We start from the raw sequence: 21,814 nt of genomic DNA, 5'->3' as shown, positions 1-21,814 counted from the left end.
CGAGATTAAGGGGCCGGATCAACGCATACTCCCGTGCAATGACGGCGGTCGACAGCGGTTTGCAATAGCGCCCTGAGCTACGGAAATACGCTTGTCGGTACTGAATATCTCAGCACAAGCCTTTCTATCCGCTGGTCGTTACGGTGTTGCAATATCGGTTAAGCCAGTTAAGCCTGTGCCACAGGTCACCAACGCAGTTTCAAATTGCGCGGAGTCTTATTACAAATCCGGATTACTGCCCAGTGGTAACATTGCAGGCATGGAAAAATATCTCGTCCTGCCGGTGTCCCCGAGCCGGCAACCCGCACGTTCATCGTCGATCGGCATTCTGCGCCAACTCGCTGACGGTGCGGGCGTCATCGTGTGGGAAGCGAAAATCGACGGCTCTTATCTCTATATTGGTTCGGCGGCACAATTCGGCGCCTCCTTCGGTGAAGTGCCGGAGCTTGCCATTTCGGACTGGCTTGCATTCGTTCATCCGGATGACGCGGACCGGGTGGAGCGGAGCGCGTTTCAGGCACGACAGGAGCGCCGGGAGTACCAGATCCAGTATCGAATACTGTGCAGCGACGGCGTCGTGCGATGGATAACCGAAGCCGCGGCGCCCAGGTTCGGACCGGATAGCGCTTCGGATACTTACGTGGGCACCTGTTTCGATATATCGGACAGCCACGAGGCGAGAGCAAGACTTGTCCGCAGCGAAATGGAGCATCGTCTCCTGACGGAGAATGCGCGCGACATGATTTCGCATACCGATGCGAACGACATCTATGTCTATGTCTCGCCATCGCACAAGGATACCCTCGGCTACGAGGCGCATGAACTGCTGGGCACGCGGCTGTACGACCATATTCATCCGGACGATCTCGCGCCCAGGCGCGAACAAACCAAGCGACGCGGCCTTCTGCATATCCGTTTCCGGCACAAGAACGGCTCCTGGATCTGGCTGGGCGCAACCACGCGCACGCTGCGCGATCCGGTCACAAATGCCAAGCTCGGCACGGTATCGATCGCCCGCGACGTAACAGCGCAGATCGAGGCGAAAAGGGAGCTCGAACGCAGGGAAGAGCGCTTCCGCAGCCTGATATCGCTTTCCTCCGACTGGTATTGGGAAACGGATGCCGACCTGAGATTCACATTCTTTTCCGACGGCATTTATCAGAAGTTGAGAGTCAAGCCTGAACAGCTGCTCGGTTCGAATTTCCGCGAACATGCGCAAGACCCGCATGCGCCGGGCCTGCTAATTTGCCTGGAAAGCATACGCGAACTTCGCTCGTTCCACGATGTGATCTTTCCGGCGGCATCGCCCGCCGATCCGGAACTGGTTCGCTTTCTGCGGATATCCGGCGAGCCCGTCTTCGACAACGGGACTTTCCGTGGATACCGTGGCGTCAGCCGCGACGTCACCCGCGAGGTGCGCACATCCCGGGCGCTCGAAAGACTGGCAACCCGCGACATCCTCACCGAGCTGCCCAACCGCGCCCTGTTGCAGACCACCCTCAGGAGGCGCCTGGACAGCAGGGAGGCCGGAGTCTCTCTTGCCGTATTCTTTATCGACCTGGACAATTTCAAGGAGGTAAACGATTCCTTCGGGCATGCTGCCGGCGATTTGATGCTCAAGGAAATTGCCCTTCGTCTGAACCGATGCGTGGGCTCCGGCGACACGGTGGCAAGGCTTGGCGGCGACGAGTTCGTGGTGGTCGCGGAATGCCTGAACGGCGAGGTCTCGGCAAGAAGACTGGCGGAAATGCTGACGCGTTCGCTCGATCAGCCGATCTTGATCAAGGGCCATGAGGTCAACGCCAGTGCATCTATCGGCATCAGCATGTATCCCCAGGATGGTGACACCAGCGACTCCCTGCTGCAGAGTGCCGACACCGCGCTTTACCGGGCAAAGGCATTTGGTGGAGGCACTTACCGCTTCTTCACCGCCGACATGGGGGCCGCGTCGCGCTCCCGTATCCTGATGCAATCGGCGCTTCGGCATGCGGTGGCACGCAACGAACTCCTGGTGTATTACCAGCCGCGCGTACATCTGAAGAGCAACACCATTACCGGAATGGAGGCCTTGCTGCGCTGGGTGCATCCAGAGCTTGGAGCGGTGTCACCAAGCGATTTCATTCCGCTGGCGGAGGAAATCGGCCTGATTGACGAGATCGGGGAATGGGTGCTTCGCCGCGCGACCATGCAGACGCAGCAGTGGAGCCGGCGCTTCGGCAGGCCGCTCAAGATTTCGGTGAATCTCTCGGCGCGGCAGATCCGCACCAGCGCGTTGGTGAACTCGGTCACCGAAGCCTTGCACGCCAGCGGCCTTCCATCGTCCCAGCTGGAGCTTGAATTGACGGAATCGGCTCTGATGGAAGATACCGATATTGCTGCCGGCCTGCTCAAGGAACTCAAGTCGCTCGGTCTGCGCCTCTCGGTCGATGATTTCGGCACCGGATATTCGTCGCTGGCCTACCTGGGCCGGTTTCCGCTCGACAGCCTTAAACTTGATCGTTCCTTCCTGGCTCAAGCCGTAAAGGATGGATCATGGAAACTGGCGGAAGCCGTCATCAATCTCGCGCATACCCTGGACCTGTCGGTCGTGGCCGAGGGAGTGGAAAACGAGGAACATCTCGCATTCCTGCGCACCACGGCCTGCGATGAGATCCAGGGCACCTGCATCAGCGAACCGCTGGCGCAGCAGGACGCCGAACGGCTCCTGGAAAATGCATTCCGCCAGCCGCCGCGGCGTCAGGAGGCATTTGCAAGGCGGTCGTCCGAGTCGCGATAAATCCGTTCACGCCATTCCGCGTGTGCAACGCCGGAAGACCAGACATTGAAATGCAGCCTGGACATGGCGAGCGGATCGTCGAGCAGGATCTTGCAGTCCGCTGCACTCAGGGCGCCTGGCCCTTCCTGCAATGCCGTGTCGGCAAGCGCCTGGCGCGCTTCTATGGCTGGCCGGGGCAGGCCAGGGTGGGGACGCGCCGCAGCGCACACCACGGCATTGAGCAGCGGGTCCACGACCGCTTCCACGAAATCCGGACTTGGTTGCCCGGCCTCATTCCTGGCATAGGCATAAGTCGCGGTGAGCTCCTTCGGAGGAGTCGATTCCTCGGGAATCAGGAACAGGCCGGCACCGCGGGTCCGACGTCCAAGCGATACCCGGCTCGACAGCACCGATATCGGAATCGACAGTGTCAGCGCTCCGGCGATCGGCAGCAGCCACCACAGGAAGGACGGGTTCAGGTAATAGACCGCCGCTCCCCATGCGATCCCGAGAACCATGTGCAGGCCGTGTTTGCGGAAGGCTTCGCCCCAAGTGGTTTCGGTGTCATCGCGCGGAGGCGATTTCCAACGCATTTCCCAGCCAAGGAAGGCGGCGGTGACGAACATCGTGTGGAACAACATGCGGACCGGCGCAAGCATCATCGAGAACAGCAGCTCCAGCAGCATGCTCGCGGTGAGGCGCAGCGTTCCGCCGAAGCCCCTTGCGTCACGCAGCACGATGACCAGAACACTCAGGAACTTCGGGAGAAACAGCAAGGTCGCAGTGGCGCTGAACAAGGCCAGCGCCTTTTCCGGATGCCACTGCGGCCAGATCGGGAACAGCTGGCGCGGCTCGACGAAGTATTGCGGCTCGACCAGCGTATGCATGGCGAGCATGGCCGTGGAAAAGGCAAGGAACAGGAACCAGAGCGGCGCCGACAGATAAGCCATGACGCCGGTGACGAAAACCGCGCGGTGCACAGGATGCATGCCGCGTGCCGGGAACAGCCGGAAATTCATCAGGTTGCCATGGCACCAGCGGCGGTCGCGCTTGAGTTCGTCCAGCAGGTTGGGCGGCATTTCCTCGTAGCTGCCGTGCAGATCGTAGGCGATCCAGACCGCCCATCCGGCGCGGCGCATGAGGGCAGCTTCGACAAAGTCGTGCGACAGGATTTCACCGGCCAGCGAGCCGCGCCCGGGAAGGGGCGCAAGCGCGCAATGACGAATGAAGGGCGCCATGCGAATGATCGCGTTATGTCCCCAGTAATGCGATTCTCCCAGCTGCCAGTAGTGCAGGCCCGCCGTGAACAAGNATGAAGGGCGCCATGCGAATGATCGCGTTATGTCCCCAGTAATGCGATTCTCCCAGCTGCCAGTAGTGCAGGCCCGCCGTGAACAAGGGACCGTAGACGCGGGTGGAAAACTGCTGGATGCGCGCATAGAGGGTATCGCGGCCGGCCGCGATGGGGGCTGTCTGAATGATGCCGGCACCCGGGTTGACTTCCATCAGCCGGACCAGGGTCGTGAGGCAGGAGCCGCTCATCACGCTGTCGGCATCGAGCACGACCATGTAGCGGTACTGGTTGCCCCAGCGCCGGCAAAAATCATCGATGTTGCCGCTTTTGCGCTTGACCCGGCGGCGGCGGCGGCGATAGAAGATGCGACCGAAACCGTTCACTTGCCGGCACAGTTCATTCCAGGCGGCGAGTTCGGCAGCGCAGGTATCGCTTTCGTTGCTGTCGCTCAGAATGAAGAAATCGAAACGCTCAAGCTCACCGGTGGCGGCCACGGATTCATACGTCGCCCGCAGTCCGGCCATCACGCGGTCGACGTCTTCATTGCAGATAGGCATGACGATCGCCGTGCGCGCGCCTTCGTCTATCGGTTTGTCGTCCGCATCATGGCGCGAGATCGTGAAGCGGTCAGTGCCGCGCAGCATGACGAGAAAGCCGGCCATCGCGGTCCAGAAGCCGGCGGACACCCAGCAGAACAGGATCGAAAACAGTGCGAGCAGGGCGATCTCGTCCTTGGCGGTACCTTGATAGGGCAGCACCTTGCTCATGAACCAGGTGGCGACGGCAGTCTGCGCCAGCATGAGAGCAAGCAGGATCATGCGTCTGACATTGCCCTGGTGCTGCCAGCGGCCATGGCCGTCGGGCCCGTCGGCGGATTCGTCGGGCGGCACCTCGGCCGGCCACGGGCGGCGGCCGTTTTCATGACGGCGCTCGACCCATTGCGCGCGCCTCCGGGTCACCGCTTGTGCCCAGCGCTTGACCGGATTAAGCGGATTCCAGGGGTGCGGCACCATCGAGGCCCGGTTCAGCGGCGGCGCCAGCGGCAGGATGGCCGCGCTCTCTTCGGCAGGCATCGACCGCGGGCTTCCGCAGGCAAGGCTTACCCGCGCGCCCAGCGAATGAAACGCCGGGTTGCCGTTCATCGAGGTGTCGCCGGCAAGCGCATCGTGCAGGATGGCGAGGGCTTCGTCTTCGGTTTGGGGAGCCGCCGCATCGATTGCGGCGACGACTTGGCTGCGTTGGTTCGCCGAGAGGCGCAGTCGCTTCATGTATAGGCTGCATAGCGGCGAGCTGCTGTACACGCGTTTCAATCGGGCGGAAGAATGTAGCTCCACGTTTCTGACAGTGTAGTGTTGTTGTGGCGCAGATAGCCGCGCAGTTCGACTGGCTTCTTGTCATCGATTCGCTTGAAGCGGACCGCGGTTCGCCAGCCACCTTTCATCTGGTTCGGATACGTATTTGTTTCCAGCACCTTCGCATTGGCATCGGTTGTAATGCTTGCTTCGAGTTTGGTGCCTTCTTCCAGTTTCTTCAGCGCCGGGCCTTCGAAATCGATGAAGAGCGCGATGCTGTCGTCCGGTTTGCGTACATAACCATGACCGCGCCTGGTCTGCGCTACCCATGCCAGTGGCGGCTTCTTGTCGACATCCTTTTGCCAGAGCATCCGGTATTCCAGGTTCAGCGGCGAACCGGGCTTCGGCGGCACATCGGGAATCCAGTGGGCGACGATGTTATCGTTGGTTTCATCGGGCGTCGGAATCTGTACGAGTTCGACGCGGCCGGGTCCCCAGTTTCCGCGCGGCTCTATCCATGCGCTCGGCCTGCGCTGATAATGTGCTTCGAGGTCTTCATAACTGGAAAATTCCCGATCGCGCTGCATAAGACCGAAACCTTGAGGATTATTAAGCGCAAACGAGGTGATCAGCAGGCGTTTCGGGTTCACCAGCGGTCGCCAGATCCATTCCCCGGTACCTGACTGGATCGAAAGGCCGTCGGAATCATGCACTTCCGGGCGGTGGTCGTCGATGTTCGGACGGTGGTTTTCGCCGAAGAAGTACATGCTGGTCAGCGGCGCAATGCCTAGCTTCGAAACGTTTTCCCGCAGATACAGTTCGGCCTTGACGTCCACGACGGTATCGAATCCCGGCCGGAGGATGAAGCGGTAGGCCCCGGTGACCCGGCGTGAATCGAGCAGGGCATAGATCGTGAGCTCCTTGTCGCTGGGATCGGGGCGCTCGATCCAGAATTCGGTGAACTGCGGAAACTCTTCGCCTGACGTCAATCCGGTATCCACTGCCAGGCCGCGTGCAGACAAGCCGTAAAGCTGATTCTTGCCGACGGCACGGAAGTAACTTGCCCCGAGAAAGACAATGACTTCATCCTTGTACTTCGCGTTGTTCAGCGGATAGTGAACCCGGAAACCTGCGTAGCCGAGATTGGCGAGGTCTTTAGGATCGAGATGCGTGTTGGCGCCGTAATTGAAAAGCTTGGGGTCGAACCGGATTTCGGTAACGGATTTACCGGATACTTCGTGAATCCTGACCGGCGTATCGAAATACTGCCCCTGGTGAAAGAACGCGAGCTCGAAGGGCAGGCGCGAATTGCGCCAATGGGATTTTTCGGGATTGAAACGGATATCCCGGTACTGGTCGTAGGTGAGCGTCTGGAGAGACTTCGGAAGATTTTTTTCCGGTGTGACATACGATGCCGCTGCCAGCTTCTTTGCTTTGGCGGCCACATCGGCGAAGCCAAACGCATGTGCTCCGGCGACAGGTAAAGCAGACAGCAGCACGAATCCCATGCACGCAAGGATGGCGTGAACCCGCGCTGCGCATTTGGGTGCTGCGGATTGGTACTGTTGATATAGTCGGTACAGTTTCAGACGCATTGGATAATTCGATAGGCATGAAAGACTCGATAGGGCCTTATGTTGCCAGCCTCAGGTCTTGTCCGTTTGACACTAGGCAATATCTGATTGACTTGGTTGCGACATAGTCGTAACAAAGTGTGAGAAAAATGTGAAGCCGGCGATGTGAGGAAGAAGCGGAAAAGTCGTGGAGGTAAAGCGCGGCAGCGTCCGGTCGGAAACCGTGGCAGAGGAGGGGAAAGTGCGAAAACGTGAAGAACGAAGATGAGTAGGGCGGTGGAGCATGTTTTAACGATGAAAACATGCCCCGCACTGGAGGCGTGTCCGGAACGGAGGTTCTTGCACTTATTCCTTCAACGGAATGGCACGCGACCTGCGGATGGCGGACTTGCGAGCGTCGACCACCTCTCGCAACGCAGCCGCGAGCATCTCCTGCCGGCGCTGGTAGGACACCATACGGGTGGTGATGCTATAGGCGCGTACGGTTCGCTCAAGGTTACGAAGTGCGCGTAATTCTTCACTGTGTTGTTCGTCAAGCATCATGATAGGACTCGTCAATAAAACGGATGCACTCTAGACCTGAAAATCTGCAACTTGTTCCCTGACGGAAAAATTTCCCGCGGCAATACCGCACGGCGGTGACAGAAACCCGGAGCAAACGCATACGCTATCAACGGCGCAGCAGCGAGCCGACGGGATTTAAACTATAGTCTTCCTACGCCGCATGCACGAATAACAAGCCATCGCCAAGGAGACCCAAGCTTGATCACACTGAATGTCAACGGTGCTGATATCCAGTCCGAAGCCGATCCCGCCACCCCTGTTCTCTGGGTGTTGAGGGACAGCCTCGGCATGACGGGAACGAAATTCGGGTGCGGGGCTGCGCTTTGCGGCGCCTGTACGATTCACTTGAACGGCCAGCCGACCCGGTCCTGCGTGACGCCAGCCTCCGCCGCCCTGGGTCAAAAGATCACCACCATCGAGGCAATGGAAAATGACTCGATCGGCAGGGCGGTGCAGGCGGCATGGATCAAGCACGACGTGCCGCAATGCGGCTATTGCCAGAGCGGGCAGGTCATGAGCGCGGCAGCGCTGCTGCGCATCATCAAAAACCCTACCGACGCGGATATCGATGCCGCAATGAGCGGCAATATCTGCCGCTGCGGCACCTACCAGCGCATCCGCGCGGCCATTAAAGACGCATCCAGGACGCTTGCATGGACAGTATCGACCTCGAAGTCTTGAAAAGCTGCGCGCGCTGGCTGGCCGACGGCCATCGCTGCGAGCTCGTGACCGTGATTCGTACCTGGGGCTCCAGCCCTCGTCCGGAGGGTGCGATGCTGGCGGTGCGCGACGACGGGCATGTGATCGGATCCGTGTCCGGAGGCTGTATCGAGGACGACCTGATTGCCCGCGCGAGAGAAAACGGCATCAGCCGCGTTTTCCCTGAAATCGTCAGGTACGGCATTACTGCCGACGAGGCGCATCGATTCGGGCTGCCTTGCGGCGGCACCATTGAGCTTGCCATCGAGCCCTTGTCGGAAACGAGCAGGATTCCGGAGCTGCTCGACCGCCTGGCGGCGCGCCAGTTGGTTGCCCGCCGATTGCAACTTGCCACCGGGGAGGTATCCTACTTGCCGGCCGGGCCGGGCATGTCGCTGCAGGTGTCGGAATCCGTTCTGACCACGGTGCACGGTCCGCGCTGGCGTCTGCTCATTATCGGTGCTGGCCAGCTTTCCCGTTTTCTGGCGCAAATTGCAGTCGGCATGGACTACCATGTGACGGTATGCGATCCGCGTGACGAATACCGCGACACCTGGGATGAGTTGCCTGGCGTCGAACTGGTCCGCGAAATGCCGGACGATCATGTCGTTGCGATGCAGCCGGACAGCCGCAGCGCCATCATCGCGCTGACCCACGATCCGAAGCTGGATGATCTTGCGCTGATGGAAGCGCTCAGATCGGATGCCTTTTACGTTGGTGCGATCGGCTCCCGGGTGAACAATGCAAAGCGGCGCGAGCGGCTCAAGCTGTTCGAACTGACCGACGCTCAGCTTGAAAAGCTGCATGGACCGGTGGGGATTTACATCGGCAGCAAGACTCCGGCCGAAATCGCCATCTCGATCCTCGCCGAAATGACGGCCGCCAAGAACGGGGTTGCGTTGCCTGATGCGGTCAGGGTTGCCCGCGCCAAGGAGGGCATTCCCAGGAGTGGCGGCGATGCGTGCGCTGCGGAGCATGGCGGAGACTCGTCTTCGTCGGCGTAAGACGGGTAGCGCGCTTGCAGATGAATAAATTTCAAGCATTCAATGATGCGGCACCAGGCACGCCTGAATTACACTTGCGCATCACTGTAAGGAGCAGCCCCCCATGCCCGTAATCACTACTATCGAAGACCTGCGCAAGCTGGCGCACAAGCGCGTACCCCGCATGTTCTATGACTATGCCGACTCGGGGTCCTGGACCGAGTCGACCTACCGCGCCAACAGCACGGATTTTGAACAAATCAAGTTCCGGCAGCGCGTCGCGGTCAACATGGAGAACCGCACCTTGAAGTCGACTATGGTAGGGCAGGAGGTTGCCATGCCGGTTGCGCTCGCGCCCACCGGATTGACCGGCATGCAGCATGCCGATGGTGAAATCCTTGCAGCGAAGGCGGCCGAAAAATTCGGCGTCCCCTTCACACTGTCGACGATGAGCATCTGTTCGATCGAAGACATCGCCGCCCATACCAGCAAGCCGTTCTGGTTTCAGTTGTATGTCATGCGCGACCGCGAGTTCATCAAGCGCCTGATCGCCCGCGCCAAGGCGGCGCGCTGCTCGGCACTTGTGCTGACATTGGATCTGCAGGTGCTCGGTCAGCGGCACAAGGATCTCATTAACGGCCTGTCGGCGCCGCCGAGACTGACCGTGCCTAATATCCTCAACATGATGACCAAGCCGCGCTGGTGCCTTGGCATGCTGGGTACGCAGCGCAGGACCTTCGGCAACATCGTCGGCCACGCGAGCAGCGTGTCCAACATGTCCTCACTGTCTTCATGGACAGCTCAGCAGTTCGATCCGCGCCTGTCATGGGACGACGTGAAGTGGATCAAGGATGAATGGGGCGGCAAGCTCATCATCAAGGGCATTCTGGACGAGGAAGATGCGCGGCTGGCCGCCGCAAGCGGCGCCGATGCGTTGATCGTGTCGAATCATGGCGGACGCCAGCTCGACGGCGCGCGCTCCTCGATATCTGCGCTTCCGGGAATCGTCGAGGCGGTGGGCGACAAGATTGAAGTTCACATGGACGGCGGTATCCGTTCCGGTCAGGATGTTATCAAGGCGCTGGCCCTTGGCGCCAAAGGGGTCTATATCGGGCGAGCATTCCTTTTCGGATTGGGGGCAATGGGCGAGGAGGGTGTCTCGCAGTGCCTCGAAATTATCCGCAAGGAACTCGACCTGACGATGGCCTTCTGCGGACTCACCGATGTCCGCAAGGTGGACAAGGGCATCCTGCTGCCCGGCACCTATTGACGGGCTCGTATCTACAAGGATGGATCGCCGCCGACGCAACACCGGCGGCAGTTCTGGCAACATCGTCTCCGGAACTATCGCAGCTCTTGGCATGACAAACCGCTACCGGAAAGACATCGCGCGGAAGACTAGCGAAAGCGCCATTCGCAACGGATTGCGCAACATTCTGGTCTGGCACACCGAGGAGACGCACCATGAACGCTTACATCATCAAGACCCCGGACGGCTATCTTTACCCGTTTGCCGATGATCTGTCATTGACCGACGACCTGTCGCAGGCAGGACGCTTTCGCAGCGTGGAAGAAGCGCGCGCCACGGCCGAAGAGCGCGGCTACTACGACGGCGGATTCGAAGTTGTCCGTCTTGATCTCGAGAACGAAAAAGCAAACCGGCATTGATTGCTCTTGGATGGGAGGCGTACGATGGCGGACTGCCAAGAATGCTTGAACCTCGTTGGCGCCAGTGCAATGACTTCGCCGCACGCCAATCTACTATTGCATTCGGATGCGCTAATCAATTACGGCGCTACTGCGAGCGGGCGCATCGAATACTATCGCTGCAATCGATGCGGGGCAAAATGGGAACGCGTACGCGCCAGGAGTGAGCCTGATGCGCGCTGGCTCCGCACCAGCAAGGAACTCACGTAGCCGTGGTCATGTCAGCCATTCTAGTAAGCGGGCAGCGATATGCGGTACCGGGGTGGACACCGTGGTCAACGTCGTATCCAATCTATAAATACATAATTCAATTTTACATAATGCGAAGACTTGTAAATTCCAGCTAACTTTTATGCTGTTACTACAGGGGAGGGTTAAGCAACCCTCCGCCCGTTAGCGAGTGGTAACAGCGTGCGAAAACCCTTAAAAATCTCTTCCCAAATGGATCGTTCGGCGGGCGTCTTTGCTCGCTCGCGGTGCATGTCTAGCATTACCAAACCCGGATGCATCTTTAGGACTTTGGCTACTTCCGCAGCGGTTTCGTCGCTCATTGTTCCGCCATGGCGAAGTTTGCTGATACTGCTGCGCGTCAGTTTGAGCGGCTTTTGAAGTGCGTAGTCAGAGGTAATGCCGAGTTCGGCTTTTACCTTGTCAAGGTATTCCTGTGTGTTCATGACTTCTCCTAGGTCTACACGCGCTTATGCCTAAGCGCGCAATGTGGCAACTATAGTCAACTGTCTGGATACGTGCAACGTATCAAGTTGTAGGACGTACGAAAGTAGTTGACTAGTGTCGTGCCACCGAACTATATTGCGGCCATGCCACCCGGAAATTGATTTTTATCAATGCTCTCCTAGGCATCCGGCCTTGCAAGCCGAATCCGGGTGGCTGTTCTGCATAGGAGAGTAGACCTAGGGAGCCATCATGAACGATACAACTCGTTACAAAAAACCAAGCAATTTCGTCATGCGCTGCGCTGCTTGCGGGCTGTTTCTGGCCGATGCAACGTCGCATTTCGATGTAATCGCGGTGACATACAAAGCGGACAAGGCGTTGACCTTTCCGGACGGCGAAGCGGCGGAGCATGCCCGCAAATTCATGTCCTCTCTGTATGGCTCCTTTGACTGGCGGGCGGTCGAGCTCGATCCGTATTTAGACCGTAAGGCGGAAGTATTCCTGTTAAAGCGTCAGGCTGCTTAAGGGGCAATCATGGGTGCTCGTGATCTTGATGGCGACATTGGCGACTTCGACAGCGGCGACTACGACCATACCGAAGTAGTGCGCCGCGTTTCCGATGTGTGGCACCCGTCCTTTATGGCGGCATCTGCGCCGGTCACTGCCTGCGGTCCTACCGCTACAGGGCGGGCGCTCGCAAAAGAGGCGCTGGCTGCGGCAAAGCGTCTGGAAGCACGCCAATTAGCGGATGCGGAAGCGGTGCGGGCGGCTTATTGGAACAGGCTTCCGCAGCGCATGCGCATGATGGCATGCCACATGGCCGGTATTGACGCGAAAAAGGGTAAGGGGCCGTTGCTGGCATTGGATGCAGCGGAACGTGCTCGAGTACATGCGGAAATCGGTCACATGCTGCGCTTCCTGCCTGACATGCAGCGTTGCTGCACTGGCGGCAGAGTCAATGATCACGGCGAAATGGCGGCGCATCGTTTCGATGGCATCGCAGCGAAAACTACGCTGCAATGAATCAGTCTCCGTACATTCCGGGCGTGCCTCGTCGCATGGGCGTAGCGCTTTCTGCGCTGTTCGCTCGTGATGGCATCCGGAAGCATCTGGATAAGCTTGACGTGCTGGCTGAGGCTGAGGACGCGCCGTTGCCTTTGGATGCGGGCGACGATGCAATTTATCAGGCGGCTGACGCGGCGGCGCGGCACTGCTACGCCGTATCCGATCGGCTCATGATGGTCGATGCCATCCTTGACGCGATTCGCCAGGAATGCGGGCGGCGCGGCGTGTCGGAACCACAGGGGGAAACCAACAGTGAAAGGATTGCTCGTGCGGTTGATCGTGGTTGGTGGATGCGGGCTATCCGCAAAGCTCATGCTCGCCGTTTTGAGCATGCAGCAATCCGTCTTGGTTTCACCAGCTATCGAACCGGCCCGTATCTCTCCAATGAGAGCGCAACACGGCAGGCTCGGCGCAATACGCAGAATGCCAAGCTGTTGGCATCTATCGAGGTGCAAAACGAACTCGGACAGACCTACTCACTTGCGCAACTGGCCGCCCTAGGTACGGGTAACAAAGCGATAAGACGCGGCGAACTCATGACACGTATCCGGGGGTTTGAGGAAGTCGCGCAAGACTTGAGGCATGTGGGCGTTTTCGCGACTCTCACATGCCCGTCTAAGTATCACGGCGTATTGTCGGCAAGCGGGGAAGCAAACCCAAAATACATCGCTTTCGGGTCTCCTACTCCTAGGGATGCGCAAGCGTACCTTGTAGGCGTGTGGGCGCGTACGCGGGCGGCGCTGCATAGGCGCGGCATCCATGCATACGGTTTCCGCATCGCTGAGCCACATCATGACGGTTGCCCGCATTGGCACATGCTGATGTTCGTGGCGCCAGAGCATCAGGAAACGTATGAAGCCATTATCAGGAAACACGCTCTCGCTGAAGACGGCGATGAGGCAGGCGCGGAAAAGAACCGCGTTAAGTTCGTCAGCATCGATCCGGGCAAGGGAAGCGCGGCGGGATACATTGCAAAGTACGTATCTAAAAACATCGATGGAGAGTCTGTCGGAGATCATCGAACAGTCGATGGGTATCTTGTCGTTACAGACCTGACCGGCGAGCAGGAAATTACGCCTTCGCAGCGCGTTACCTACTGGTCGCAGACATGGGGCATTCGTCAATTTCAACAGATCGGCGGTGCGCCGATAGGGGTGTGGCGTGAACTACGTCGTATACAGGCTGAAACAGTGGCAAATGCGCCGGAAGCTATTAAAGGCGCTTGGGAGGCAGCTCAACGGCGCGATGATGTACAGGCTTCATTTGCTGACTACCTCCGAACTCAAGGAGGCCCAACAGTGGGTCGCAATGGACTTGTTCAACTCGCTAAACGGCTATGCAGTATCGAAGGCCGTTATGCGACATATGACGCCGGAAAACCGTGCGGCGTATTTCATGCGAAAAATGAAAACAAAGTCTATGAATCGTTGCGCTATGTGTGGACACAGAAAAGGTTAGAGGCTTTGGCCGTTGCCGTTCCTTGGACTGGTGTAAATAACTGTACGCAATTTGACTATCCAGACCTACAGCAGCGATTCAAGGAATCAACCGATAGGTTAGGCGCGGCGGCAAAAAATCAAAAAATTTCCGCTCCCGCGTGGGTGGATTGGCCGGAAGTTCGCAGGCAGGCAAAGCAAGTAGAGCAAGACTCCAACAAATTCGCGTGGCGAAGGAACAACCGTGGGTGAATCTCAGGAATTGGAGCGCGAAGCAATCGCGCTCTGGAAGGAATACAAAATTTTTTTGAACCGTCCGAAGCCAAAAGCTTTTTTATTGCGGCTGGCGGCTTTTCTTCAATGGCAGGAACTACATAAGGAACTGGCGAAATGAAAAAGGGTGATCAGGTGCGCGTGAATGAAACGGTGCGCGTCAACGTCGGGAAGCTGTCGGGGCTGGCCGGGGTCGTGCAGGCCGTGGAAGGTGACACGGTGACAGTCCATATCAGCGGCGTGAAGGACGGCGAAGAAATCGACGTGACGCAACAATTCAATGAAAAGGCGCTCGGGAGGCTGAACTATGCCTAAGGTACGCAAAGGAATCATGGCATGCGAGGGTCAGCGATGCGAGTCGCACTCGCACAATGCGCCGGTCGTGGTTTTCGAGAACGAAAAGGGGACGCTCTCCTATTCCTGCGACTGGTGCGGGCGTGCGCCGTATGCACGGCAGGGGACCGGGCAGCATGCAGAGTGGCTGGAAGAAATGCAGCGCCGCGCTCCTAAGCCGGTCGCTGCGCCGGTTCCTGTGCCTGCTGCGCCGGTACCAGCAAAAGCGCCAGGTAAAACAAATGAGCCGCCCGCGAAATCGGGCGCTGGAACGTTTTTCGGATAGGGGGTGAGTGATGGAACAGAATGAACAAGAAAACGGCGCTGTGGCCGGTCCTGACGATCAGGCGCGGGCGGAATCGCTTGCAGCTATTCAGGGGGAAGTGTTAGACGCGGAGCCGGTAGAAGGGACCGGCGAAGGGGGGTATTCAGGGACGGTCCCAATGAACCCTGCCGATGAGGCCAAGGATTTGATCCAATTCGGCCTGTCGCTGTTCATGCCGTTGTATCCGTCGCTGGAAGTCATCTATACGCCGGAAAAGCAAGAGCGGCTGGCGGCGGTGACGGGGCCGCTGATGGCGAAATACAACCTGTCTCTGGGGTCGATCTTCGAGAAGTGGGGCGCGGAAATCAATTTCGCCATTGTGGCGTTGCCACTGGCGGCGGAAACCGCGAAGGCCGTCAGGGCGGACAATGCGGCGCGCGAGGCGGCGGCAAGGAAAGCAAAGGAAGATGAGGAGGCGCGGCGACGGGAGGCGGGCGCATGAAAACCGATGACGGACGCATAGTCATCATTTCCGGCAAGTCTCGCTCGGGCAAGTCGGTCTATACGGAGCGGCGGACGCGCTCTGACCGGCGCGTTTTCGCATGGGATCCTGAGGACCAATGGTCGAAGATACGGGGATATCAGCGCGTTACCTCGCGGGCGGAACTGGCACGTCTAGCGGATAAGACAGGGCAAATGAAAATCGCCTATGTGGCGAGTGCAAACCTAAAGGAGGAGTTTGAGTTTTTCTGCAGGTGCGCATTCCATTGGGGACGTTTTCATGGGGGCGGCGTGGTCATTGCGGAAGAACTTGCGGACGTGACTACGACGGCGAAAGCACCGGATGCATGGGGGATTCTCATTAGACGGGGGCTCAAGAGGGGTATTACGCTGTACTGCATTTCGCAGCGGTGGGCGGAGGCTGACAAAACCGCGTTCGGGAACGCTTCTGAGTACGTCTGTTTCATGTCTGCCAGCGCGGACGATGTGGCCTATCTGGGGCGGAAAACACGTATCCCGCAAGCCGATCTAGACGGCCTTATGCCGCTCCAATACATACGATTCGAGCCGGGGAAACCTTTGGAGAAGGGGAAAATCCGGTTTTAGACGGGGGTTCCTGAGAGGGTACGCAATAGCAGCCTGCGCACATGCGCGGGCTGTTTGTTTTTGGACGGTCGGGAGAAGACACTGAGGGCTCGTTTTGACAGGAGGCGCAAGCCATGAACCAAACCGTGAAAACAGTCCTGATCGTGCTGGCGACGATGGCAATTGTCCATCGTGTCACTGACGTTCGCAGGCTGGTCACCAATTCTTTCTAAGGGAGCAAACATGAACGCATATCTGAAAACTGCTTTGATCGCCGTCGCTGCTATTGCAGTGATCTCGCGTGTCGATGCCGCGAAGAAGATCGTTTTCAACGTCGCCTAAGGTCCGCACATGCAAATCGTTAAAAACCTCCCTTTCTTCAACGTCGTAGCAACTGGCGTTGCCTCGCTGTCTCTGCCGCTCGGCATGACTTTCGAGCGCATCATTCTGGAACTCGGCGGCAATGCCTTTACAAAGGCCATGATCACGGACCTGAAAGCCAAGATCAATGGCAAGGTGATCTGGCAGACGACCGGACCGAAGCTCGATGCATTGAACCTGTATCGTGGTCTGGCGACGGACGCAACGCATCTGGTGTTGGATTTCACCGAAATCTTTGCGCGTGATGAGGTCGGCCAATCGCTCGGCGCTATCGGCACGGCTGAAGGCGTCGGCAACTTCACACTGGAAGTCACCATTACAGGCGCAACCGCTCCGACATTGGAAAGCTGGTCGGTCCTGTCCGGTCCGAAAAAGCTCGGCGTGATCAATAAACTGCTGTCGTATAACGTCAACCTCGGCGCGGCAGGTAAATTCCCGGTGCAACTGCCTTACGGTAGCCAGGGCGGCTCCATCATCAAGCGCGTGGGCTTCTTCAATGCCAACATGACTGAACTGGAAGTCAAGAAGAACGGCCTCGTGATTTTCGACGCCAAAAAGGCCATTAACGAATACTGGCAGAAGGAGAATAAAAAGACTCCGCAGGCCGGTCTGTTCGTTGCCGATTTCGTGGTGGATAACAACCAATCCGGCATGCTGGTCACAGCGGACGCACGCTCGATGGAATGGAACGTTACCGTTAGCGCGGCGGACGTGATTACCGTGCAGGTTGAATACCTCGATCTGCTCGGCAACCTGTAAACGGGGGCCGTCATGGATGAAAACCAAGTAACCACTACGGCGGACAGTGGTCCCGCGTGGTGGGAAAACACGATTGATTTCGTGGTGCGGGCGGCAGCGGCGAAGCGATTCGCAACGCCGCAACTGCAAAACGGACAGACTTACTATGTTGACGCGGCTGGAAACGTAGTGCCGACAGGCTATCCGGTGCCGGGGCAAGCGCAAGTTAACCCTGTGCTGAACAATCCCATGGTAATGGTGGCTGGTTTGCTTTTCGCAGGGGTCATCCTTTACAAGCTGGTGAAGTAATGGATCTGACCATTCCTACGGGGTCGCAAGTGATGGAAGCAACCGGCAATAAGCTGCTAAGCCAATTGCTCAATGCGCCATCTGTCGCAAAGATGGCGAATCCATACGCGGCGGCGGCGGGTGCTCTGCTGTCGCCGGATCATGTGGCGGCTACGTCTGCGTCAAATGGCAACCGGGGCGAAGCCAGCATCGACAATTCCGGCTGGAACGTGAATTTCGGTAGTGGCTCGATCACGAGTAGCGCAACGCGAGAAGCAATAAGCCAGTGGATCGGAATTGCGGCGGGAATCGTGACGGTACTCGTTGCCTTGAAATTGCTTAAGAGGTAATCCATGGGGCTATTCAGCAGCAGCAAATCTAGTAGTACAACCTCCTACCTCACCGAAAACAACGATAGGCGCGTTGCGGTCGATGGGCAGTCGCAGGGTATTTCCGGCGACGGTAACTCGCTCTATGTGCAGGCAACTGACTATGGCGCGATTCTGCAAGCCATTGGCGCCAGCAATACGGCGGTTACCGGAGCTAACAATTCCCTTGAACTGGCCTTGGCGCTAGCTGGAAATGCGAACGCTGGAGGCGTCACGGTAACGCGGGACGCGCTAATGGCGACATCGCAGGCAACGCAGGCGGCATTGGCAGCGGTGACAAGTTCAAACCGTGATTCGCTTGCTTTCGCATCGGGAGTGAGCCGTGATTCGCTCGGTATGGCGGCAACGATCAACCGGGACTCTCTGACGCTTGCGGAGCGCGGTCAATCGCTGATCGCCACTAGCGCGGCATCCTCGCTAAACATGGTCGGCAACATCGTGGATTTGGCCTTCAAGGCAAATGAGGCGCAAAGCAAGCGCCTTGCGGACGCGGGCGCAACGGCTAACGCTTTGGTGGGTCGTGCCTATGAAACGGCGACGGGATACCAGGCGGAGAAGCAAACGGCTGATAGCAAGTATTTGGTCGTTGCCGGACTGATCGCAGTCGCGCTGGTCGCAATTCGGGCTTTCGGAAAGTAGAGGCGTCATGCAGCAATTCATTCAAGCGGTAACTGCTGGTAAGCCGTGGCAACTGCAAACCATGGGCGACTATTTCCGGCTCGTCGCCTGTCCATTGCCGGTTGATGTAAAGTTTTTCCGCGCAAATCAGGAGATTGCAAGCGCGGTACAAATGGATACCGGCTTTTACCTGAAACCGGCTGGCGGCTTTGACCGTATCGAGGTAGTCAGTGCGCAGGCTCAGACTATCAAGATCATGGTATTGGACGGCGACGGCGGCTATGACCGCTTCAACGTCGATGTGACAAGCGCTTTGCAAGCAATCGCGGTCAATATCAGCGGCGCGGCAGAAATGACGGTCAAGCAGGCGGCGACAATCAACAATATTGCGCCTGTGGCAGTCGGCACGGCGCAAACGTTGCTGGTCGCGGCGGACGCAACGCGGCGCGGACTGCGTTTCACCAATAACGGCTCGTCGGTGGTGTATATCGGCGGGAACGGTGTGACGGTCGCCAATGGCGCAATAGCAATTGGCGCGGGGCAAACGTGGATCGAGGATCAAGCAGCGCCGGGCGCATGGTATGGAATCAGCGGCGTGGCGGGTCAGCAAATGCGAATTCAGGAGATTAAGTAATGGCGGGATTCTTCCAAAGCTCGGGTAGCGGGCGATTGCGGGTCATGGAGTTTCGGGCGTCTGGATCGTTTCCTGTTCCGGCAGGCTTGAAGACGGTAAGCCTATTCCTTGTCGGCGGCGGCGGCGCGTCGAACGCTCAGACCTATGCCGGGCAGGGCGGAAATATTGTAAAAATAAACTATGACGTAACCGGAAAAGCATCTTGCGTTGTGGTGATTGGTGCGGGCGGTACAAACGGCGGGGATGGTGGAAGTACCACGTTTGACGGCGCGGTAGTTGCGGTAGGCGGAAAGGGAAATGTTGGAATAACCAATCCCATGTCCATTGCAGACGGCGGCGAAGACGGGTTTGGTGGCCACGGAATCGGATATGCCTCGACTGCGGCATTTATTACCGCCAACGGCGGAGCGATGAACGCGGCTGCGGGGGCAAATTCAGGCGGTGGCGGCGGTGGTGCAACTGGTACTGGCGGCTCGGGATATCTTCGCGTGGAGTGGTACGAATGAAAAAGACGGAACAAACTTTCGCGCTCATCTCGAGCGGTATCGTGCAAAACATCATCGTGGCGGACCAATCCTTTGCGGACATCATGGCGGCGGACTATGACTCCGTTGTGGACTGCACCGGAATTCCTGATGCCTATATCGGCGGCGAGTATGCGGACGGCGCGTTCGTGCCGCGTCCTGCTGAGCCGGTGGCAGATGGAACGCAATAAGGTACTGCTGTGCGCCTATGGCTTGCTGCTCGGCGTGGTGATCTACGAATGGAACAAGCGCCAGGGCGAAACGGGGACCGATGATGAGGACAGCGATTTTATCGGCGGCGTAACTTCGGAACTGGAATCGGCGGCCTATGCAGCAGCGGATTTCATCGACTCGGCAACGGGGGGAATCTTGAAAATTTCAGCAATGCGCACGGTCGATCTGAACGTGCTGAAGCATCCAAACATGCGGGCTTTCTTGAGTGTCATTCGTGCAGGCGAAGGCACATCGGACGCGCAAGGATATAGGCGCATCTTCGGCGGGCAACTGTTCACTTCCTATGATGATCATCCGAGAATCACGGTTCGCAAGAGCGGATATACCAGCTCGGCGGCGGGCGCATATCAAATCCTGACATCGACATGGGATGAAACGCGGCAGATGATGGGCCTTAAAGACTTTACGCCAGCATCGCAGGATGCGGCAGCAGTCGGCCGTATCGCAGCGCGTGGTGCGTTGTCAGATGTGATTGCAGGGCGCTTCGAGATTGCAATCAAAAAGGTGGCGAAGGAATGGGCTAGCTTGCCGGGTTCGCCATACGGTCAACCGACAATTTCGCTAGACCGCGCGCGGCAGCTATACGCCAGCGCGGGCGGCTCAATGGGAGTGGTCGCATGAACATGAAAGACCTTCTGATTTTCGCGGGCGTAGCGGTCGGCGCATTCATGCTGCTAAAGCGCAAAGATGCCGTGTCGTTGCGAGCGAACGAAATCGAAAACAAGGCGTTGCCGGGGCAGTCTGGGTACGGCTGGCGATACTTCACGGACGGAACTGCAATTTCGCCGGATGGGACGTATTACTACAAAGGACAGATGGTGTATCAGGCGTCATATGACGGCGTTAGCGTCGGCGCGAACTACTCGAATCTCACATGATCACGAATCGCACATTGATCATTGCCGGGGCGGCGGTCGGTGTCGCGGTCCTTGTGTGGGTGTCCACGCGGGGCGTGAAGGGAGTCGGAACGGATATTGGAAGCGGGGCCGTAAACCTCGTAGACGGCGTAGTGTCGGGAGCAGTGACAACGGCGGGAACGTTCCTTGGAATCCCTTTGACAGATGCGCAGAAAGCGGCGAAGGCAAGGAAAGACGGTGATATGTGGGCGGCATCGCTATACATGCCTGCTCCTGAATTCTTAAAGTGGGTAGCGGCAGGAATGCCGAAAAACTAAGGGGGAAATATGGATAGGCTACAAGAACCATCAACGTGGGCGGGCGTCGGGGCTCTGATTCCGGCTATCGGTGAATTGTTCGTCACTGGCGGCAAGAGTGCAACGGCGTGGGGGGCAATCATTGCGGGGCTGATTGCGATTGTGAAGCGCGAAGGCCGGTAGTCATGACCATAGCAGAGACACTACAACTGCTGAACGGTGCGGGCGTTTTGTCTCTGGCCGGTGCAATTTTCAAATGGGGCGTTGCTATGGAAAAGCGCGTCACAGTTCTCGAAGTCATCAACAAAGTGAAGGAGTCGAATCATGGCGACAAAGCGTAAGACAAAGGCGAAACCGAAGAAGCGGACGCCACCGCGCAAAGCGAACGGTCAATTCCGCAAGCGGAAAAAGTCCTAATCAAAGGACTGCAGAAAGAGCAAGCCGGGCATGCCATTGTGTGCTCGGCTTTTCTATTGTTTGATGAAACGTTCCGGCTGCTTTGGCGGCGCGGATTTTGGCGGGAACGTCCCATGATCGGACGTAGCGAAGGTAGGCGGATTCGGGATGTAGCCAGCGGGGAGCAACTGCGGCAACCCACTGGTAAACTTCATCTTCTAAAACGGGGATTTCACCAAAAAGATCGTAAGGCATGTGCTGGCTGTGGCTGGCTTCTTTGGTCTAATTGTGTTGCATGCCAGAAACAAGGTGCATCCCATGAATGCGGTATTTTTAACTAGCTGAAATTTTACATAATGCGAATTCTATTATTTATAGATGTGGGAGCAAAGTTGTAATGTCCGGTTTCAGCAAAGTTCAAATGTCCGTTTTTCCGCAGGATAACCCTATTACAGACG

General features: G+C 57.9%; 26 protein-coding genes and 1 pseudogene. 22 read left to right on the top strand and 5 right to left on the bottom strand.

Translation table 11 applies throughout. The features are described 5' to 3' along the window. Positions 1–259 precede the first annotated feature (259 nt). A complete protein-coding gene (locus tag RY831_RS27790; RefSeq protein WP_326509585.1) occupies positions 260–2,776 on the top strand; it encodes a sensor domain-containing protein in 2,517 nt (838 codons plus the stop codon). Here the strand turns inward: RY831_RS27790 and mdoH are convergent. The 3 genes and pseudogenes from mdoH to RY831_RS27775 form a co-directional block, all read right to left on the bottom strand. Further along, positions 2,737–5,317 (bottom strand): annotated as a pseudogene (gene mdoH, locus RY831_RS27785) (glucans biosynthesis glucosyltransferase MdoH). The gene RY831_RS27790 and the pseudogene mdoH overlap by 40 nt on opposite strands. 38 nt (positions 5,318–5,355) lie before the next feature. Then, a complete protein-coding gene (locus RY831_RS27780) occupies positions 5,356–6,849 on the bottom strand; it encodes a glucan biosynthesis protein G (protein ID WP_326509607.1) in 1,494 nt (497 codons plus the stop codon). Positions 6,850–7,260: 411 nt separating this feature from the next. Next, a complete protein-coding gene (locus RY831_RS27775; RefSeq protein ID WP_326509584.1) occupies positions 7,261–7,458 on the bottom strand; it encodes a hypothetical protein in 198 nt (65 codons plus the stop codon). A gap of 219 nt (positions 7,459–7,677) precedes the next feature. On the opposite strand from RY831_RS27775, the gene RY831_RS27770 reads away from it, so the two are divergent. The 4 genes from RY831_RS27770 (at position 7,678) to RY831_RS27755 (ending at position 10,829) form a co-directional block, all read left to right on the top strand. Continuing rightward, entirely contained in the window at positions 7,678–8,160 is a 483-nt protein-coding gene (locus RY831_RS27770) for a (2Fe-2S)-binding protein (RefSeq protein ID WP_326509583.1), read from the top strand. Then, entirely contained in the window at positions 8,133–9,182 is a 1,050-nt protein-coding gene (locus RY831_RS27765) for an XdhC family protein (RefSeq protein WP_326509582.1), read from the top strand. Before RY831_RS27770 ends, RY831_RS27765 begins: the two co-directional genes overlap by 28 nt. A gap of 103 nt (positions 9,183–9,285) precedes the next feature. After that, positions 9,286–10,431: an alpha-hydroxy acid oxidase gene (locus RY831_RS27760; RefSeq protein ID WP_326509581.1), complete on the top strand. Its 1,146-nt coding sequence runs from the start codon at positions 9,286–9,288 to the stop codon at positions 10,429–10,431. A gap of 194 nt (positions 10,432–10,625) precedes the next feature. Continuing rightward, entirely contained in the window at positions 10,626–10,829 is a 204-nt protein-coding gene (locus RY831_RS27755; protein ID WP_326509580.1) for a hypothetical protein, read from the top strand. A 413-nt stretch (positions 10,830–11,242) separates the two neighbouring features. Here the strand turns inward: RY831_RS27755 and RY831_RS27750 are convergent, their stop codons facing one another. Next, a complete protein-coding gene (locus RY831_RS27750) occupies positions 11,243–11,542 on the bottom strand; it encodes a hypothetical protein (protein WP_326509579.1) in 300 nt (99 codons plus the stop codon). A gap of 250 nt (positions 11,543–11,792) precedes the next feature. Between RY831_RS27750 and RY831_RS27745 the strand changes: the two genes are divergently transcribed. The 17 genes from RY831_RS27745 (at position 11,793) to RY831_RS27665 (ending at position 21,301) form a co-directional block, all read left to right on the top strand. Continuing rightward, complete coding sequence (locus RY831_RS27745; RefSeq protein WP_326509578.1) at positions 11,793–12,068, top strand: hypothetical protein; 276 nt, start codon at positions 11,793–11,795, stop codon at positions 12,066–12,068. 9 nt (positions 12,069–12,077) lie between these two features. Then, entirely contained in the window at positions 12,078–12,566 is a 489-nt protein-coding gene (locus RY831_RS27740) for a hypothetical protein (RefSeq protein WP_326509577.1), read from the top strand. Positions 12,567–12,601: 35 nt separating this feature from the next. Next, complete coding sequence (locus RY831_RS27735) at positions 12,602–14,296, top strand: replication endonuclease (protein ID WP_326509576.1); 1,695 nt, start codon at positions 12,602–12,604, stop codon at positions 14,294–14,296. Continuing rightward, the gene (locus tag RY831_RS27730) at positions 14,289–14,438 is read left to right on the top strand and encodes a hypothetical protein (protein ID WP_326509575.1); all 150 of its coding nucleotides are present in this window, start codon (positions 14,289–14,291) and stop codon (positions 14,436–14,438) included. Before RY831_RS27735 ends, RY831_RS27730 begins: the two co-directional genes overlap by 8 nt. After that, the gene (locus RY831_RS27725; RefSeq protein ID WP_326509574.1) at positions 14,435–14,632 is read left to right on the top strand and encodes a KOW domain-containing RNA-binding protein; all 198 of its coding nucleotides are present in this window, start codon (positions 14,435–14,437) and stop codon (positions 14,630–14,632) included. The genes RY831_RS27730 and RY831_RS27725 overlap by 4 nt, the downstream gene beginning before the upstream one ends. A gap of 314 nt (positions 14,633–14,946) precedes the next feature. Continuing rightward, positions 14,947–15,417 carry a hypothetical protein gene (locus RY831_RS27720; RefSeq protein ID WP_326509573.1) on the top strand — a complete coding sequence of 157 codons (471 nt, stop codon included), beginning with the start codon at positions 14,947–14,949 and terminating at the stop codon, positions 15,415–15,417. Next, on the top strand, positions 15,414–16,022 hold the full coding sequence (locus RY831_RS27715; protein WP_326509572.1) for a hypothetical protein: 609 nt from the start codon (positions 15,414–15,416) through the stop codon (positions 16,020–16,022). Before RY831_RS27720 ends, RY831_RS27715 begins: the two co-directional genes overlap by 4 nt. A 330-nt stretch (positions 16,023–16,352) precedes the next feature. Next, positions 16,353–17,141, top strand: coding sequence for a major capsid protein P2 (locus tag RY831_RS27710; RefSeq protein WP_326509571.1), 789 nt, complete (start codon positions 16,353–16,355; stop codon positions 17,139–17,141). 12 nt (positions 17,142–17,153) lie between these two features. Further along, positions 17,154–17,429, top strand: a complete 276-nt coding sequence (locus RY831_RS27705; protein WP_326509570.1) for a hypothetical protein — start codon at positions 17,154–17,156, stop codon at positions 17,427–17,429. Continuing rightward, the gene (locus tag RY831_RS27700) at positions 17,429–17,758 is read left to right on the top strand and encodes a hypothetical protein (protein WP_326509569.1); all 330 of its coding nucleotides are present in this window, start codon (positions 17,429–17,431) and stop codon (positions 17,756–17,758) included. The genes RY831_RS27705 and RY831_RS27700 overlap by 1 nt, the downstream gene beginning before the upstream one ends. A 3-nt stretch (positions 17,759–17,761) precedes the next feature. Further along, a complete protein-coding gene (locus tag RY831_RS27695; RefSeq protein WP_326509568.1) occupies positions 17,762–18,436 on the top strand; it encodes a hypothetical protein in 675 nt (224 codons plus the stop codon). A 7-nt stretch (positions 18,437–18,443) separates the two neighbouring features. After that, a complete protein-coding gene (locus RY831_RS27690; RefSeq protein WP_326509567.1) occupies positions 18,444–19,049 on the top strand; it encodes a hypothetical protein in 606 nt (201 codons plus the stop codon). After that, positions 19,049–19,555: a hypothetical protein gene (locus tag RY831_RS27685; protein ID WP_326509566.1), complete on the top strand. Its 507-nt coding sequence runs from the start codon at positions 19,049–19,051 to the stop codon at positions 19,553–19,555. Before RY831_RS27690 ends, RY831_RS27685 begins: the two co-directional genes overlap by 1 nt. Beyond that, positions 19,552–19,764 carry a hypothetical protein gene (locus tag RY831_RS27680; RefSeq protein WP_326509565.1) on the top strand — a complete coding sequence of 71 codons (213 nt, stop codon included), beginning with the start codon at positions 19,552–19,554 and terminating at the stop codon, positions 19,762–19,764. Before RY831_RS27685 ends, RY831_RS27680 begins: the two co-directional genes overlap by 4 nt. Then, positions 19,751–20,428 (top strand): glycoside hydrolase family 24 protein, encoded by a 678-nt coding sequence (locus tag RY831_RS27675; protein ID WP_326509564.1) that lies wholly within the window; start codon positions 19,751–19,753, stop codon positions 20,426–20,428. The genes RY831_RS27680 and RY831_RS27675 overlap by 14 nt, the downstream gene beginning before the upstream one ends. After that, positions 20,425–20,685, top strand: coding sequence for a hypothetical protein (locus tag RY831_RS27670; protein WP_326509563.1), 261 nt, complete (start codon positions 20,425–20,427; stop codon positions 20,683–20,685). Before RY831_RS27675 ends, RY831_RS27670 begins: the two co-directional genes overlap by 4 nt. A gap of 460 nt (positions 20,686–21,145) precedes the next feature. Further along, complete coding sequence (locus RY831_RS27665; protein ID WP_326509562.1) at positions 21,146–21,301, top strand: hypothetical protein; 156 nt, start codon at positions 21,146–21,148, stop codon at positions 21,299–21,301. A gap of 76 nt (positions 21,302–21,377) precedes the next feature. Here RY831_RS27665 and RY831_RS27660 read toward each other — a convergent pair whose 3' ends face one another. After that, complete coding sequence (locus RY831_RS27660; RefSeq protein ID WP_326509561.1) at positions 21,378–21,611, bottom strand: hypothetical protein; 234 nt, start codon at positions 21,609–21,611, stop codon at positions 21,378–21,380. Positions 21,612–21,814 lie beyond the last annotated feature (203 nt).

Origin of the sequence: Noviherbaspirillum album, assembly GCF_035916955.1 — a bacterium.
Taxonomy (GTDB): Bacteria; Pseudomonadota; Gammaproteobacteria; order Burkholderiales; family Burkholderiaceae_D; genus Noviherbaspirillum; species Noviherbaspirillum album.
The sequence above is the reverse complement of the archived record's forward strand: the minus strand, read 5'-3'. Positions and strand labels throughout refer to the sequence as shown.